Source organism: Sphingobacterium sp. JUb20, assembly GCF_004342035.1.
GTDB classification, from domain to species: Bacteria; Bacteroidota; Bacteroidia; order Sphingobacteriales; family Sphingobacteriaceae; genus Sphingobacterium; species Sphingobacterium anhuiense.
Map to the genome: position 1 here is coordinate 38613 of NZ_SLYV01000001.1, position 17564 is coordinate 56176.

At 35.6% G+C, this 17564-nt stretch carries 10 protein-coding genes; all 10 read left to right on the top strand.

Annotated features, from left to right (window positions below; translation table 11 throughout):
- The first annotated feature begins 695 nt into the window (after positions 1–695).
- The 10 genes from EDF66_RS00180 (at position 696) to EDF66_RS00225 (ending at position 17546) form a co-directional block, all read left to right on the top strand.
- Positions 696–1199 (top strand): hypothetical protein, encoded by a 504-nt coding sequence (locus EDF66_RS00180; RefSeq protein ID WP_021188363.1) that lies wholly within the window; start codon positions 696–698, stop codon positions 1197–1199.
- A 502-nt stretch (positions 1200–1701) separates the two neighbouring features.
- Positions 1702–5109, top strand: a complete 3408-nt coding sequence (locus EDF66_RS00185) for a SusC/RagA family TonB-linked outer membrane protein (RefSeq protein WP_132839719.1) — start codon at positions 1702–1704, stop codon at positions 5107–5109.
- A gap of 29 nt (positions 5110–5138) precedes the next feature.
- Complete coding sequence (locus EDF66_RS00190; RefSeq protein WP_132839721.1) at positions 5139–7097, top strand: RagB/SusD family nutrient uptake outer membrane protein; 1959 nt, start codon at positions 5139–5141, stop codon at positions 7095–7097.
- Between the two features lie 35 nt (positions 7098–7132).
- Positions 7133–7582 (top strand): DUF5018-related domain-containing protein, encoded by a 450-nt coding sequence (locus tag EDF66_RS00195; RefSeq protein ID WP_132839722.1) that lies wholly within the window; start codon positions 7133–7135, stop codon positions 7580–7582.
- A 464-nt stretch (positions 7583–8046) separates the two neighbouring features.
- Positions 8047–9438, top strand: coding sequence for an RtcB family protein (locus EDF66_RS00200; RefSeq protein WP_132839724.1), 1392 nt, complete (start codon positions 8047–8049; stop codon positions 9436–9438).
- Between the two features lie 4 nt (positions 9439–9442).
- Entirely contained in the window at positions 9443–10066 is a 624-nt protein-coding gene (prfH, locus tag EDF66_RS00205; protein WP_132768344.1) for a peptide chain release factor H, read from the top strand.
- A gap of 342 nt (positions 10067–10408) precedes the next feature.
- Positions 10409–10951, top strand: a complete 543-nt coding sequence (locus EDF66_RS00210) for an RNA polymerase sigma factor (RefSeq protein ID WP_132839726.1) — start codon at positions 10409–10411, stop codon at positions 10949–10951.
- A gap of 53 nt (positions 10952–11004) precedes the next feature.
- Positions 11005–12102: a FecR family protein gene (locus EDF66_RS00215; RefSeq protein WP_132839727.1), complete on the top strand. Its 1098-nt coding sequence runs from the start codon at positions 11005–11007 to the stop codon at positions 12100–12102.
- 248 nt (positions 12103–12350) lie between these two features.
- Positions 12351–15713, top strand: a complete 3363-nt coding sequence (locus EDF66_RS00220) for a TonB-dependent receptor (protein WP_243655961.1) — start codon at positions 12351–12353, stop codon at positions 15711–15713.
- Between the two features lie 15 nt (positions 15714–15728).
- Positions 15729–17546 carry a RagB/SusD family nutrient uptake outer membrane protein gene (locus EDF66_RS00225; RefSeq protein WP_132839731.1) on the top strand — a complete coding sequence of 606 codons (1818 nt, stop codon included), beginning with the start codon at positions 15729–15731 and terminating at the stop codon, positions 17544–17546.
- Positions 17547–17564 lie beyond the last annotated feature (18 nt).

Sequence of the window (17564 nt, forward strand, 5' to 3'; positions counted from 1 at the left end):
TCAACTTGTCTTTCGACCACATATTTTTTTGTTCAAAATAACATTGGCAAATCTTCTTATTATACATATTTTAAATATGGATTTTAAAGGGATTCATAGTGCTTTTAATAACATGACTTAAAAATAAAACACAAGTATTTGTGATTATATCTTATTGAAAATAAGTTAGTTTATCAATTAAACTAAAAATGTTAGCTATTTTAATTTCTCTTTTTAATCTCATTTGTGAGAGAAAATGAGATTCCGAATACTAAATAAATTAGTTTAATTTTTGGATGCAAAAATCCTTCTAAATTTAATTTGAAAAATGAAATAAAACTAAAATAATTAGTATTAAATTGAGTTGTAAATTTGTCTTTATTAACCGCAATGCAGTTGCTATATATTTTAGTATTCGTTTATTAATGGATTTATGTTCATGAATTTTATAGAAATTATTAAATCTAGGATAATTACATATAATGATGAAAATATAGGAAGATAATAGAATTGTAGCTTGGTCTTGATGTCGTGTAGTAGACTTGTAAATTGGACTTTAAAAAATTTTCTAAGTAAAAATACATTTGAAGGTGGTAAACTCTTTATTTATTATTATAAATACCTGTTTTAATGATAATTGTCAAAAGAAAGCACATTTATTGCTTCCATTATAGTAAAATAGTGACAACCCAATATTTATCATTAATTCAAATCGTATGCAAGCACATTCAAAAACATACTCAATTATCATAACTATATTTTTACTTTTTCAAAGTTCTGCTGTTATTTCGCAGGATTATAAAGATGAGCATATACTGCGAGACATTGTTTTTATGAGAACTGAGGGGCTGGTGATGACACAGTTGATGGAAAAACACAGTAAGAATAAGGATATACTTGTATTATGCAAACAGATCAGAAATTATTATAAAAATACACAACCGATATTGGTCGACATTATCAAGGGTAAAACCATTGATCTAGATCAAAATCAGTTTGAGCAGATCTGGAAAGCAGGAGAGAAATCTTTTTTATATTACAGTGATGAGTCCGAAAGTAAGTGGAACAAGTTATTTTTGGAACATATTAATGCAAGTGTCAATGCTTATACCAAACTTCTTCGGGAAAGACAAGATGATGATATCGCTTATTTTACTTTCAGAGCTTTACCAGAACTAGTCAATCTTGCAAAAGCATATCAGACTTTAGACATTAATTGATCAATTTGTAATAAATCTATTTATTGAAAAATTTCGGAAAGTGATTTTCGAAATTTTTTTTTGGGGCTTTTTTTAGCTTTAAAATTCCTGTAATATTTAAAATGTGGGAATTAGCGGGAGAATTCAAAAAAATATATAAGTGAATGAATAATGAATCATTAAAAAGAATTCACGTTAATACTGCTTTATTCGCGACAGGATATGTACATTTTATAAAGAAAAGATAACAATTTCTTAACCTCATTACTTTACAATAGCTAAACACGATTGATATATTTGTTGATATTTTGTGTTTTAAATTTAATATTTGTAAACTTTAAACAAATTGAGTATTATTGTTAAATCATCTTTTTAATAAAAAGTATTAACCACATTAAATCTAATATAAATAAACAGCTTATGGGTAGATAAATATATATAATGATAAAGGAGATGCGACAACATCTCCTTTTAAAGGAATCAAAAGAGTTCGAGTTTTTTAATTAACCTTATTTTTTCAAATATGAAAAATATTTCTCTCGTAAACAAATGGGAAGGGAAGTTTATTGCCCCTATTGTTCGAGTGTCAATAGTGTCGAGTGTGCTATCTCTAGCCCTCATCTTTTCAAAAAATAATGCATTTGCCATCACTGCTATTGATCAGAATAACTTGTTATCGCCTATCAATAAGCATCTATCATCAAAGACCCGCCGCCCATTACAAAATTTTAATGTGAAAGGTACTTTAAAAGATGAGCAAGGAAATCCGATCGAAGGAATCAACCTAACCGAAAAAGGTACGAAGAATAGTACCAGGACCGATGTAAAGGGTAATTTTCAATTTAAGGTGAGTAACAGCAGTGCTATTATCGTTATCACAGGGGTGGGTTACACAACAAAAGAGAAAACCGCTAAAGACTTATCCAATATTACGATGGTGATTGCTAAAAACCTATTCGAAATGGATGAAGTAGTGATTACAGCTTATGGGAAAGTAAAGAAAAGCAGTTTAACAGATGCGGTAGCTACTGTAAGTGGTGAAAAATTAGCAAACCGTCCAATTCGTAATGTTGCTGATGGCTTAATCGGTCTTTCTCCAGGGTTGAACATCAGAATGCCGAGCGGGGCTCCAGAAAGCAATCCAACATTAAATATCAGGGGATTTACCGCTATCAATGGATCTGCTTCACCTCTCGTGTTAATTGACGGAGTAGAAAGACCAATTCAGGATGTTAATCCGAATGATGTTGAAAGTATTTCCATATTAAAGGATGGTGCTTCAACAGCAATTTACGGATCTCGTGCTCCCTATGGGATTATTTTAATTACCACAAAGAGTGGTAAATCTGGAAAGATGTCCATTACTTATTCCGGAAATGTGAAGATCGGTAAACGAGTAACTTTTCCAACCCAACCAAATTCTCCTGATTGGGCCAGATATATCAATATGGCGCAAAAGAACGGTTGGCCTGATGGAACAGGAACAGATGGTGTTGATGCTATTACGATTCAAAGAATGGAAGCATGGCTTCGGAAAGACTGGAATGATCCCTCTTTCGATGAATTGCGGGCACAGTTTGGAGATAAGGCACAATTGTACATTGAAAACGGTCAGTTTCCAACAACAAATGCTGGTTTTAAGAACTGGACAAGAGAACAGTCTTTTGCTACCACAAAGCTTTATGATGCTTATTTAAACAAATCGGCGGTTAGTAGTCAGCACAATGTAAATTTAAGTGGCGGAACAGACCGTGCACAGTATTTCTCCAGTTTTGGTTACAATGGAACTAAAGGATTATTTAAGGGAGATCTTAATAATAATACACGATATAATCTGCAGTCAAAGTTGAATTATAAAGCGGCTGATTGGTTGGATTTGAGGACTGATGTAAGCTATGTTTTGCAACAAAGTAAAGGTCCAAATTACAGAGCGGGCTCTGCAACAGATGCTGGTTCGGGTAGCTCAATAGCTAATTATGGCGATATTTTTGGTAGCATGATGCAATATTTTGCAACTCCTCTAAAAGTGCCGTCTGGTAATGCTTATTCATGGATATTAGGTGCTGCTGGAATAATGGGTGAGGGTGGTTCAATAACCAATGAGCGTAATGATATTGTCATGACAGGAGGAGCGACTCTGAAACCATTCAAATATTTTGAAATTAACGGAGACTATACTTATAGGGTCAATAATTCACAATTTACCAAAGTAGATAAAGTCGCATATACAGAGCTTCCAGATGGAACAAAAATTCAAAATAATCGCTCTGCAAATATTAGTAGCATCGCTAAGTCTAGTGGACTTCAGAAATATCAATTCGCTAAATTAAATGCACAGTACAGTAGGAATTTTGCAGACAAACACAATGTTTTAGTACAAGTGGGTATGCAGGCTGAAGAAAATAATTATCAGTCTTTGAGCGGCAGTAAAACGGATCTTTTTGCTCAGGATGTGATCGAGGCGTTGAATGCCGCTGCAAATAATCCAGTAGCGGGTGATAATATGTATGAGTGGGCAACTTTAGGATATTACGGTATTGCGAGCTACGATTATCAACAGAAGTACATGATCAAATTTGCAGGAAGAAAAGATGCTAGTTCTCGTTTCTCTCCCGAATCACGATGGGGATTTTTCCCATCAATATCTGGTGCATGGAATGTGGCTAAGGAGTCATTTTGGCCTTTAAAAGACATTATTAGTGAATTAAAACCTCGTGTATCATGGTCAACATCAGGAGATTTGACCTCTGTGGGATCAAGTAACTACTATACCTACCTACCCACACTTGGATTTTCTGTAAATAAAAATACGCTTTTAGGCGGTAATTTTTCGAATGTAGCTAGTGCTCCTGGTTTAGTGAGCTCTTCACTAACATGGGCGAAACCAACAGTCCTCAACCTTGGACTGGATGTAACCACTTTAAATAGGAGATTAAATATTACCTATGAATGGTATCAACGTAGGATTATTAATCAGATGGGACCCGCAAATCCTGTCTCAGCAGTATTAGGTACCGGTGCTCCACAATTGAATAATTCGGAATCTGAAACCAGAGGTTGGGAATTGAGTATTGGTTGGAATGACAAATTTCAATTGGCAAATAAACCATTTACATATGATGTGAAGTTTAACATGAGTGATTATATCGGATATGTCACCAAGTATTCTGCAAATGCTAGTGGTGCCCGAAGCGGAGTTTGGACAGTAGGGGAACTATTTGGTCAAAATTATATGTATCAGGCCGATGGAATAGCTCAGAATACTGCAGACTTAAGTGGTAAAACTCTTACTGGAGAATATAACTATCCTGGATATTTAACCTATAAAGATTTAGATGGTGATGGTTATATTGGATCTGGAACAGGAGGTTTTTGGTATAGTAAGGGTGATCAAATAAAAAATGGCTTTAATTATCCCCGTAAATCTTACTCGATTATTCCTTCATTCTCTTGGAACAATTTTAATTTTTCAGCTGTCCTTGAGGGGGTCATGCATTGGAAAATATTTACAAGCTCTGATTGGGTATGGGGAAGTAGTGCAGGTGGCGGTGGTACTGCATATTTCTACACTCCAGCATTTGAAGAAAGTACCAAGCTTGGTTATTGGACACCAACTAATAAGGATGCTTTCTTTCCAGCTTTAAATACCAGTAGAACCTTAGCTTCTGATCGTTATACACTCAACTTAGCCCATCTAAGGGTACGTAATATAACGATTGGTTATGATCTTCCACAAACAATTTTGTCTAAAGTGAAATTGAAACGTGCAAATATTTATTTCAGTGGTGAGAATCTTGGATTTTTATATAATAAATCATTTATAAAGTATGATCCTGAGCTTCTGAGTAATCTTGGCGGACTTTTCTCAGCGAGTACAAATGGGTACCCTCCATTGCGCTATTTTTCATTGGGTGTTAATTTGACTTTGTAATCTCATTTTTTAGAAATTAAAATATAAATATGAAACCTCATAAACAATTAAATAAATACCACAAAATGATGATGTTTGTATGTGTGGTACTGACGGGTTCTTGTTCTAAAGATTTCTTAAACAGAGATCCATTGACATCAGTCAATTCGACTAATTTTTTCAAAACAGCATCTGACCTTCAGATTTATACTAATGGATTGTATTCCAAACTTGCACCTCAATATAATACTATGGGCGGGAGTGGTTCGGTTAGTGGCGGAAATAGTAATCTTGGGTTGGATTTAAATACAGATGTGATGATAATGCAGACTTCGGTGACGGCAAGCTTGAATAGATGGAGTACGGCTTCTACAGCACCAGATGTCAACAGCACATGGGACAATGGTTACGTTGGTCTCCGTAATGATAATTACTTTCTTCATTATGCAAATTTGAATGCTGAAAAGACAGATGCAGCAAAGCATTATATCGGTGAAGGATATTTCTTTAGAGCTTGGGACTATTTCAATTTATTGCAAAACTTCGGTGGAGTACCCATAGTTAATGAACTGCTTACGGAACAGGATACGGATAAATTATACAAACCGAGATCTTCCCGATACGAGGTCGCTAAACAGATAATAAGTGATATCGATTCAGCTATAGATCGATTGCACTGGAAAGGTGAAGGTCAAGCTGCAATGGCTGGTCGATTAAATAAAGAGGCCGCATTAAACTTAAAAGCTAGAGTTGCCCTGTATGAAGGAACTTGGGAGTATTATCACAATAAAAAAGGTACACCATTTGCTATGACCGGTCAAGATGGTGTAGAGTTTTTAAAATTGATTGAACCGACTGTAAATATATTATTGAACCGTCATGGTAGCCGTATCTTTACGATGGCAGGTGACAAAGAGATGGCATACAATCAATTGTTTTCTCAAAAGGATGCCAGTAACATAGATGGTGTTTTTCTTTATAAAGTCTATGATGCCTCTAAGCTAGCTTACAGTCACAATTTCTTTTTTAAAATAAAGGATTTTGGTCATTCAATAACTAATCATCTGGTTGATATTTATTTAAGAAAGGATGGCACGCCTCAGCCGCTTGGACAGAATTATACACCTTCATTAAATGATTTGGGTAATAATTTGGATCCGCGTTTTAAACAGACGGTCTGGACACCAGACCGAGGTTCGCAAAATAAATTAACAGGACGAGGCGGAGATGGCGATCCGTTTAGATATCCATTTATAGCCCATCAGGCTCCCTATACTGAAGGTTTTACATCTACGGGGTATCGTAATTTTAAAGGTGCTGTATTTGCACAAGAAGCCACAAAAGGCGAGACTGATGATATCTTGATGCGGTATGAAGAATCTTTATTGGCACTTGCTGAAGCGAAAGCGATTTTAGGAAGTATTACGCAGTCAGATCTGGACAAAACCATTAATGTAATGAGAGCAAGGGTGGGAATGTTACCGATGCAAATGAATGCTGGGGTAGGTACCAATTACAATGAAGAATATGGTTTCGACAAATCCGAATCTGCTCTAGTTAATGAAGTTCGGAGGGAAAGAATGGTAGAATTGGCTTTAGAAGGTTATAGACTCAATGATCTGAAAAGATGGGCCGTGTATGAAAAAGTTATCAATGGATATCAGCCCAAAGGAGCTTTGTTACAAGAATATTTGGATTATTATAACAGAACACCAGAACAGTTTTCATTAGATCAAGGTAATAATCCTGCACTGTATAGTCAGATTAGGAAAGATGGCTATGTAGTAGAAAAATATGAAAATAGCTTCAAACTTACAGTAGGATCTAATGTGTCGCGTTTCCCTGATGGAAGAATCAATCCTTGGTTTAAGGTAGCTGATTTTTTAAGTGGCGGACGCGGATTGTATATTGATAAAAATAGAGATTATTTAAATGGTATTCCACTAAAACAAATAATGCTCTATCAAGTAAATGGTGGAACACTTGGACAAAATCCTGGATGGAACTAATCGGATAAATTAATTTGAAAATTTTAAATAATAAAATGATGAAATATATCAAAGTAAGTGTTTTCTCTTTTTTTCTACTTCTCTTTTCGTTGGTTTCCTGTTTGAAACCTAGAGTTGAACTTGATGAAGGAATTTACGGAGATAAAGCTTTTATAACAACAGCCGTTCTGTTTAATTATATAGAAGTAACGAATGAACTGGGATATGGTGAGCCTGTAACAGGATATAAATACAATGCTATTCCTACTTCCTCCAATATTGTTAATCCAGAAAATGCAACAATAACCATTATTGCAGTAAAAGGAACTGATTTAAGTAAAATGGCTATTCGATTTACCCATTATGGTACAAAGATCGAACCATTGGAGGGGGCACCTGTTGCAGGTGTAGTTAGCGATTTTTCTAAAGGTTATTTCAAGTATCAAGTGTATTCTGCAGATGGAACTACACGCGAATGGAAAGTCTTGATTTCCGTTGCACAATAAATATTTTACATATAAAAGTACTTTATAGATCAGCTCCGGTATCAACCGGAGCTTTTTTAGTTCTTGACAATTATATCTAAAATTGAACATCCTCCATTAAATTAATGATTGTATACGAAAATCAAAATCATAAATTTTTTTAAAATAATTTTTACTTAATTCAAAATAAATAATATATTTGTCACGATAAATAATAATAATAACCCTTTAAACGGAGAACACAAAAATGTCTATAGTTACTATAACATCCATTAACATTACTGCAAAAGATGCGGTCATGGTTCTTCGTGCCCAGATATAAAGGATTCTATCAAATCATTATATTAAAAGCCCGAAGATAATTCGGGCTTTTTTGTTTATTCTATATTTTACATGCAAATTTTCCCGAATTGACAATTATTGGAACTTGTTTCCAAATATTCACTGTGTTTTTTTAACACATTTTTCAATTTTATAATACAATCATGGGAAGTAAAATCTCAGGGAAAGACCTCATAAAATTAGGTTTTCCTCAAAATAATACAATAAATATTGGTTTAAATCAAATACAACGTTATAGAAAGCGTGAGAAGAAAGAAGCTGTCTTACAAGAATTAAGTGCGGTATTGTCTAACCCTAGCATCTTTCATCATCATGGGATTTGGGGCAAGTTAGCAGAGGGTTTGATCAAGCCTGTTGAAGTGAAAATGCAGGAGTTATTGAAACAGCGCGCTCCATTTTCCATTTTTGGAGAAGATGTGATTGATGAAAAGGCTAAATTTCAACTCTATGATGCTTTAAAACTTCCTGTTGCAGTGGCGGGCGCATTAATGCCCGATGCACATTCGGGATATGGTCTACCTATTGGGGGCGTTTTAGCTACACATCAGGCTGTTATTCCTTATGGTGTTGGTGTAGATATTGGATGTCGTATGAGTATGTCTATTTTTAATTTGCCAGGCTCGTTCATAAGAGGGAAAGATGCTATGCTTTTAAATATCTTATCAGAACACACCAAATTTGGAATGTATGAAACGCATAAAAACAAAAGTGACCATGAGTTATTCTATCGATCCGAATTTCAGGACATCCCGCTTTTAAAAAGCTTGAAAGACAAAGCTTATAAGCAACTGGGAACCTCAGGTGGTGGAAATCATTTCGTTGAATTTGGAATTATTGAACTTACACACCCCAAACCTGAATGGAAACTTGTTGCTGGTGAATACTTAGCCGTATTGTCACACAGTGGTTCTCGTGGATTGGGAGCAAATATTGCAAAACATTATACATATCTGGCTAAAAAGCAATGTCCTTTACCACGTCAAGTACAGCACCTTGCTTGGTTAGACCTAAATACACATGATGGGCAGGAATATTGGTTAGCAATGAATTTGGCAGGAGACTATGCAAAAGCATGTCATGAAAATATCCATCAGCGGATTGCTAAGGCCTTGGGTAAGCGTATTGAAGTGACAATCGAAAATCATCACAATTTTGCATGGAAGGAAATGGTCGGTGGTCAGGAATGTATTGTACATCGTAAAGGTGCGACGCCGGCAGGTAAAGGTGTTTTGGGAATTATCCCCGGATCGATGACCGCACCAGGCTACTTAGTAGAAGGCTTGGGACATGTGGGAAGTTTAAATTCCGCTTCACATGGTGCGGGACGATTATATTCGAGAGCTGATGCAAAATCCCTTTTTACCAAAACAGCAATGAGTAAAAAATTAGCCGATGCTGGTGTTCAAGTTATCGGAGGCAGTATGGACGAATCACCGATGGCCTATAAGGATATTGAAAAAGTGATGAGTTATCAAAAAGAATTAGTAACAGTTTTGGGAATTTTCAAACCAAAATTTGTTCGTATGGAAAGTTAATAAAATGGAAGTATATATTCAATTAAGTTCAGGAAAAGGACCCAAGGAGTGTGACTTTTTCCTTACAAAGGTGTTAAGTATTTTTAAAAGAGAAGCATTAGAAAAGCAGATATTGGTGACAATTGTGAGTCAAGAGCAGAGTGAGGGGGAATTAATAAGATCTGCAATTTGTAAACTAACAGGACACGATATCGATATATTTCTTCAATCGTGGACAGGTTCTTTGCAATGGACTTGTACAAGTCCATTTCGTACTTTTCATAAAAGAAAAAATTGGTTCATTGCTTTGTTTATTGTTAATGAGAAGAATGAGGTAGCAATTTCGGAAGATGATATTCTTTATCAAATGATACGAAGTTCGGGACCTGGTGGACAACATGTAAATAAAGTTAGTTCTGCTGTTCGCGCACTTCATATGCCGACAGGGTTAATGGTCGTAGCGATGGATACAAGATCCCAATTACAAAATAAAAAATTAGCAACAGAACGTCTTGCGTTAAAGATCATGAATATGCAGGATCTGACTGTAAAGCAAGAAAAAGACCTCCAATGGCATAATCATGCTGAAATAGAGCGTGGTAACCCCATCCGGGTTTTTAAAGGTATCAAATTCAAAGGTTCATTATAAATTTGATAGATGGAAATGAATCACTGTTCAAAAGCCCTATGTTTAAATACCTAGGGCTTTTGTACTATAATTAGAATTTGCATTTATATGTGGAGGTACTAATTTATCTAAATAAGCAGTCTTAGACCGGAATTATTTCATTTTTATGTAAAACCGTAGCATCGATAGATCACTAAATTTTAGTTGATTAATGAAAATTTTTAATAAAAACCAGATTAAAAATGTGATTTGTTTTTTGTTAAATATTATATTAACGCTATCTTAACACACCAATTATAACTTTGCAACTGAAGAAATGTAAAGTTCTAGTATGCAATTTAAATTGATCAAGAGTAAGAAATCATGAAGACGTGGTCTGATAGCGAATTGTTTGAGGAATTAAAGAAGGACAATAAAATGGCCTTTTCAATTTTATTCGATCGATATTCGGATATTCTTTTTCGTTTTATCCAAAAGCGGATTGAATCTATTCCAGATGTCGAAGATATAATACAGGAAGTTTTTATTTCTATGTGGAATAGACGAAGCAAAATTGAAGTGGGTGATTCCATTTATCCTTACTTATTTAAAGCGGCCAAATATGAGATGATTGATTGGCTTATTAAAAGTGAAAAAAGAAATCGTCATCTTGATTATCTTGAGATTAATAAAGATCAATATCTTATCGGCAATACCAGTGAAGATGAACTGATCGCTAAAGAACTTGCAAGGCTTTTAGAAAATGAAATGTCTCGTATGCCTGATACTATGCGTTCTGTTTTTAGACTCAGCAGGAGTGAAGATATGTCAATAAAAGACATTGCCAATCAACTTTCTTTATCTGAGCAGACTGTCAAAAATAATGTTTCTATGGCGCTGAATAGACTCAAATTTAAACTCAAATAATTATTTTACTTTTTTTCGGTACTTATTCACCCAAAGTCGGGTTATAAGGATGTATGAAGGAAAATAAACCCATAGATTCTCAAAAACAATTACTTCAGAAATATCTGGATGGTCAATGTACACCTGAAGAACATAGACTGCTTTTGAATTGGTTTTATTCAATTGAAGATGACCAGTCTCAAGAGACTTCGGATACCGAACGGATTCAATCATTAGGTAGATCAAAATCTATCGTAATGGATCAGCTAGATGTTACTTCTGATTCAAATCCAGTGAGAAAGATGTTTGACTGGAAAAGATTTTCCGTAGCGGCCGCTGTTATAGTGCTCGTGAGTATTGCTACATTATACTTCGTGAAAAATAATATTCAATTAAAGGAAGTCCATTTGGCAGCACAAATACCAGATTCTACTGGAACTTATAAAAATGATATCCTGCCTGGGTCTTCTTATGCTTATCTATCTTATAAGGGTAAAAAAAGTGAAATAAAAGACCATCAACTAAATAAGAGTAATGTCCCACATTCCAGCAACTATTTTATAGAAGTACCCAATGCTGGCACATATAAATTGGAATTAGAGGATGGTACATTGGTTTGGTTAAATTCTTCTTCTACACTAGATTATCCGGATGCTTTTGGTGTAAAAGAGCGTCGGGTAAAGCTCACAGGTGAAGCTTATTTTGAAGTGAAGAAGGATAAGAATAGGCCCTTCCGCATTGAAGTCGAAGGTAGTACTGTTGAAGTTCTAGGTACAAGTTTTAACATTAATGCTTATGCAGATCAAGTGAATACAACTCTTGTTGAAGGTAAAGTAAAGATTCTAAAAGGAAATCACGAACATGAGTTGCTTCCGGGAGAAGAGGCTTTGATAAAAGGTGATGAAATTAAAATCCAACAAACAGATGTTTCAAAACATATAGCTTGGCAACGAGGAGAGTTTTATTTTGACGGCAACAATCTTCAAGATATTTTATCACAGATTGCGCGATGGTATGATGTTGAAATTATTAATGCTGAAGCTTTGACCTTAAATTCATCTTATAAAGGCTCTTTAAGTCGTGAATTGAAACTTTCCGAAATTCTAAATTCATTGGCATATGTGACTAAGAAAAAATTTGAAATTGATGGACGAAAAGTAATTATAAAATAACAGAATTATAAACCTTAAAATTTGAATGATATGATCGAAACCTAACAAATACTAGTTTACGGCCAGATCCATAAAAAAAGGGAGTGTTGACGCACTCCCAAATGGAAAAAGGCAATTTATTGAAATGTGAATTCTATAGATTAATCAACCTTTAACTATTCAAAGTTATGAATTTTTTTTCTCCTATAATAATCCGGGATGATCGGAGGAGTCGACCCTATGCCTATGTTTTTAAAATCCTGCTAATTATGAAGTTAATTTGTATGCTGGTTGTGTTGTTTACACTCGGGGCCCAAGCATCGGGATATGCTCAGAATGTAAATATTTCGATGAAGAATGCGAAAATAGAGCATGTGCTGAAAGAGATATCTAAGCAGACTAAATTGCGTTTTTTTTACGATGAAAAATTACTGGAGCAGACCGATCTTGTAGATGTGTCTGTTTCTAAATCAGATGTTCGCACCGTCTTAAATCGGGCACTAAAAGGTCAAAATCTTGCATTTGAGATAATGGGGGGAACAATAGTTATTACTGAAAGAAATAAAACAGATATTGAAATATCTGGTACAGTGCGTGATTCTATTGGGGTTATGCGGGGTGTAACTGTATCCGTTTTGGGAGTATCTGGCCTTTCGACAAAGACAGATGCAGATGGACGGTTTTCTCTTCGTGTACCAGAAAATGGCATTTTACTTTTCCGTTTTTTAGGCTACAAAGATCAAGAGGTTCAGGTTGCAAATCAAAAGGTGATCAATATCCGAATGGAAAGCGCAGAGTCGCACTTGGATGAAGTTATTGTCGTGGGTTATGGAACTCAAAAAAGAGTTAATTTATCTGGTGCTGTTGACCAGATCAGCGAAAAGTTTTTGGATAGCAGACCGATTACTAATGTTGGCACTGGGCTACAGGGAGCTATGGCTAATTTAAACATAACGCCTACGAGTGGTAGAGCAAATAGTTCACCTGGGATTAATGTAAGGGGGTATACATCATTATCTGGCGGTGGACCATTAATTGTGATTGATGGCGTTCCGGCCACAAATGATGAATTAAACAGAATGAATCCCATTGATATTTCTAGTGTTACGGTTTTAAAAGATGCCGCATCTGCAGCAATCTATGGTAGCCGGGCTGCTTTTGGTGTGGTCTTAGTAACGACAAAAACAGGAACAAGTAAAGAGATAAAGGTAGCCGCCAATTCAATTTTTGCAGCTAAAGCAATAACTAGAACGGTCGACATTGAAGATAATCCATATGAAGTCATGAAGTATAGGAATATCATGGGTGCTCCTTGGTATAATCTTTATGATGAAAGGATGCTCGAATATGGTAAAGCTTTAAATGATGATCCTTCATTACCACGTGTGATTGTGGATCCAAAAAATCCTAATGCTTATATCTATTTAGGTTCAACAGACTGGTTCAAAGAAGTATATAAAGATATTCAGCCTTCTTACACGAACAACATCAATATATCTCAAAAAAATGAAAAGTCTTCATTTTATCTTTCTGGAGAGTATTATAGACAAAATGGTATGCTCAGAATCAGTCCAGATACCTATGATCGCTACAATTTTAGAGCTAAGGGAGATTATAAATTAACTGATTGGTTTACATTATCTAATAATACAACCTATACTGCAGATAAATATGACCAACCATCTGCTATTGATCAAGGTTATCTTTATTGGCATAATGTTAACCGCCAGCCCTCATTAAATACGGTACGCAATCCTGACGGAACCTATACAGAAGCCGGTGTAAGTATGATCGGTGCTGTTGCCGATGGAGGAAGAAGTGTTCGCAGAGTCAATGATTTTCAAAGCAGTTTTGGAGCTAAGATCGATCTACTAAAAAATGTTTGGACTTTAAATGGTGATGCAACATTTAGAAGGGTATCCGGTAAAAGTCATTATTTTGTCGTACCGCTGGAATACAGTACAGGACCAGGTCCTTTAAAACGTCAAGCTTTTAATAGTTCTGCTTCCAATGGAAGTGAAGAAACGCGTTATAATGTATATAATGTGTATTCACAGTACCAACAGACATTAAAGGATCACTATTTTTCAGTAATGGTTGGTTTTAATCAGGAAGAGCGTATTTATGAATCGTTTTCGGCATCCCGCGATCAATTGATCGCCAATTCGCTACCTACTATTGAACTTGCAACAGGCGAACCTATTTCAATAGGTGCTTCAGATTATGCATGGTCGGTACGAGGGGCATTTGCCAGGTTAAACTACAGTTACAAAGAGCGATACATTTTTGAATCAAATCTCAGATATGACGGTTCTTCAAGATTTCCGAAAAAAGATCGATTTGCATTTAATCCATCAGTTTCTGGGGCTTGGGTGATTTCAAAAGAGAACTTCTTTGGGCCGCTAAGTGCGTCTGTTTCAAACTTGAAGTTAAGAGGATCCTATGGATCATTGGCTAATCAGGATCTTGAAGACAACTACTATCCATATATTGCAGATATGGGAAAAGGTACAAGTATTGTATTAGATGGTAAACGCCCTGCTTATGTAACAAGTCCAGGATTAGTTTCACCCACGCTTACTTGGGAAACAGTTACGCAATCAAATTTCGGAGTAGATATCGGTCTTTTTGGTAATCAGATTTTTGGATCATTTGATTTGTATCGACGTATGACAAAAGATATGCTGACAAAAGGTAGTATATTACCAGTTGTTCTTGGTACAGGAGTTCCATTAGAGAATGCTGCAGACTTAAAAACGAAGGGTTGGGAATTAACCTTAGGATTTAATAAGGAGTTTATGGTCGGTTCTAAACCACTTTCATTTGCAACCCGATTTAATCTTGCGGACAGTAGGGCATACATCTCAAAATTTAATAACCCTAAAAATAATTTAAATGATTACTATGTAGGACAGGAGATCGGTGAAATGTGGGGATTAACTACTTTAGGTTTTTTCCAATCAGCAGCAGAAATAGAGGCGCATGCTGATCAGAATGATGTTACTTCATATCCGGGTACAAGAGGCCTCGAGCCAGGTGATCTAAAATTTGAAGATTCCAACGGAGATGGTAAAATTACTAATGGGGATTGGACATTAGCAAACCCTGGTGATTATAAAGTAATCGGTAATTATAGACAACGCTATACCTATGGACTTGATTTAACGTCAGCATGGAATGGCATAGACCTTCGTATATTTTTGCAAGGTGTTGGTAAGAGAAATTACTATCCTCCAGGTGGTGACCATTATTTTTGGGGTATCTATGCACAGCCTTGGGCGAGTTTAACAAAGTTTAACTTGGATCACTGGACGCCAGATAATCCAAATGGTTATTTACCAAGACCTAAATCATATGTAGCAGAACAGAGCGGGGTAGAGCTAGCAGCTACACAAACTAAATATTTACAAAATGCGGGCTATTTAAGGGTTAAAAATATAACGGTCGGTTATACTTTTCCAAAATCGTTGACAGATCGATGGGGAGTGGATCGCGTTCGTTTATTTGCCAGCGGCGAAAATCTTTTTGAATTTACGAAATTGATGGATTATTTAGATCCAGAGATTGTAGGGGACAGAACTGCTTATCCATTTCAAAGAACATATTCTTTGGGCTTGAATTTTAATTTTTAAATAATGAAATGTATCATGAAAAATATAAATAGATGGATAATTGTCGCGGGTACATTAATGAGTATGTTTGCCCTAGTCACAAGTTGTAATGATGATTTTATGGATCGTTATCCTACTACATCAGTTACTGAAGAAGTTTTCTTTAATAATGTTTCAGATTTAAAAACTTATACCAATAGTTTTTATAACACCTTAAGTTCGCCAATTGCCGATATTGGCACCGATAATTTGGCTCATCATAATTCGGGAAGCGCTATAGATGAAATGATGAGGGGAGGTATAACACCTCAAAATGCGAGTGTATGGGGCTGGTCGACCTTGCGAAATATTAATTTTTTTTTAGAAAATTATAGTAGAGTTAAAAATGCAAGTGCAGAAGAAGTTAACCATTATGTTGGTATAGCCAAATTTTTCCGTGCTCGCTTTTATATTGATAAAGTCAATATGTATAATGATGTACCTTGGTATGGGAATACTTTAGGTACAGCAGATACTGAACCTTTACATAAAAAGCAAGACAGCAGGGATTTGGTGGTTGATTCTATTATGGCTGACCTAGAATTTGCAGCAGCCCATATAAAACCTGACGGACACAAATCGACTGTAACTAAATGGGCTGCTTTAGCACAGCTGTCACAGTTTGCACTGCAAGAAGGTACATACCGTAAATATCATACCTACTTAGGTTTGGCTGCTAGTTCTAAAACGTTTCTAGAAAGAGCAGTATCTGCTTCGGAGAAAATCATAAATGAGGGTGGCTTCCAGATCAGTAAAGCCGGTGGTGTAGATAGAGCTTACAGAGACTTGTTTATCAGTCAAAATCTTCAGTCAAATCCGGAAACTATTATGTTTATCGATTATGATAAAGATCTAAGTATGAGACGGAATACGCATACGGTATTGGATTATGAATGGGCTTTAAGTCAGACACTGATGGAGAGTTATTTGATGAAGGACGGCAGTAGATTTACCAATCAGCCTAATTATAAAACAAAAAATGTGGATGAGATATTTGTGAATAGAGATCCACGTTTTGCACAAACATTTATGAAACCAGGTTTTCAATCTGTTGACGCAAAAACTCCACACCGGTTGAAACCAACTTTAGGTGGGTATAATCAGATTAAGTTTTATCCAGAGGTATCAGAAATGATAGCTTGGGAGGCTTCCTACACGGATGCATTTGTATTTAGATATGCTGAGGTTTTATTAATCTATGCAGAAGCTAAAGCGGAACTTGGAATTTTGAATAGTCAAGCAGACCTGGATAAGTCGATCAACCAATTAAGAGCGCGTGTTGCTATGCCTCCTATGATTTTAAGTGAAGCGATGGGTGCTGTAGATCCTATATTACAACAGTACTATCCTAATGTAAAAGGAAATGTTGGACTAATTTTAGAAGTTAGAAGAGAAAGACGGGTTGAATTAGCATGTGAAGGCCAGCGCTATCGTGATATTTTTAGATGGGAAGTTGGTGAACGTCTTGCAGATCAACAGCAAGGTATGTATGTAAAGGCGTTAGGTGCAATGGATGTCACCGGTGACGGGAATGCCGATATAGCTATATTAGAATCGGCAAAAGATACAGGTCCTATTGCTGGGTTTACTCCAGAACAACTGAAGAACATTACACTTTACTACCTCAAAGATGCAAATGGTAATAATAATAGCATTTACCTAGAGAATGGAAGTAATGGACATATTATGTTTACTGTTGCTAGGGATAATAAGAAAAACTTTATTAAAAATAAGCACTACTATTATCCTATCGCCAATAGTCAAATGGTGTTGAGTGGAAGTAACTTAGTGCAAACATTAGGTTGGGAACAATAGTAGGAAATAATCGATCTT

Excerpts from the sequence above, each read along its gene's own strand:
- EDF66_RS00180 (WP_021188363.1), top strand. The coding sequence starts at position 696 with ATGCAAGCACATTCAAAAACATACTCAATTATCATAACTATATTTTTA.
- EDF66_RS00185 (WP_132839719.1), top strand. The coding sequence starts at position 1,702 with ATGAAAAATATTTCTCTCGTAAACAAATGGGAAGGGAAGTTTATTGCC.
- EDF66_RS00190 (WP_132839721.1), top strand. The coding sequence starts at position 5,139 with ATGAAACCTCATAAACAATTAAATAAATACCACAAAATGATGATGTTT.
- EDF66_RS00195 (WP_132839722.1), top strand. The coding sequence starts at position 7,133 with ATGATGAAATATATCAAAGTAAGTGTTTTCTCTTTTTTTCTACTTCTC.
- EDF66_RS00200 (WP_132839724.1), top strand. The coding sequence starts at position 8,047 with ATGGGAAGTAAAATCTCAGGGAAAGACCTCATAAAATTAGGTTTTCCT.
- prfH (WP_132768344.1), top strand. The coding sequence starts at position 9,443 with ATGGAAGTATATATTCAATTAAGTTCAGGAAAAGGACCCAAGGAGTGT.
- EDF66_RS00210 (WP_132839726.1), top strand. The coding sequence starts at position 10,409 with ATGAAGACGTGGTCTGATAGCGAATTGTTTGAGGAATTAAAGAAGGAC.
- EDF66_RS00215 (WP_132839727.1), top strand. The coding sequence starts at position 11,005 with ATGAAGGAAAATAAACCCATAGATTCTCAAAAACAATTACTTCAGAAA.
- EDF66_RS00220 (WP_243655961.1), top strand. The coding sequence starts at position 12,351 with ATGAAGTTAATTTGTATGCTGGTTGTGTTGTTTACACTCGGGGCCCAA.
- EDF66_RS00225 (WP_132839731.1), top strand. The coding sequence starts at position 15,729 with ATGAAAAATATAAATAGATGGATAATTGTCGCGGGTACATTAATGAGT.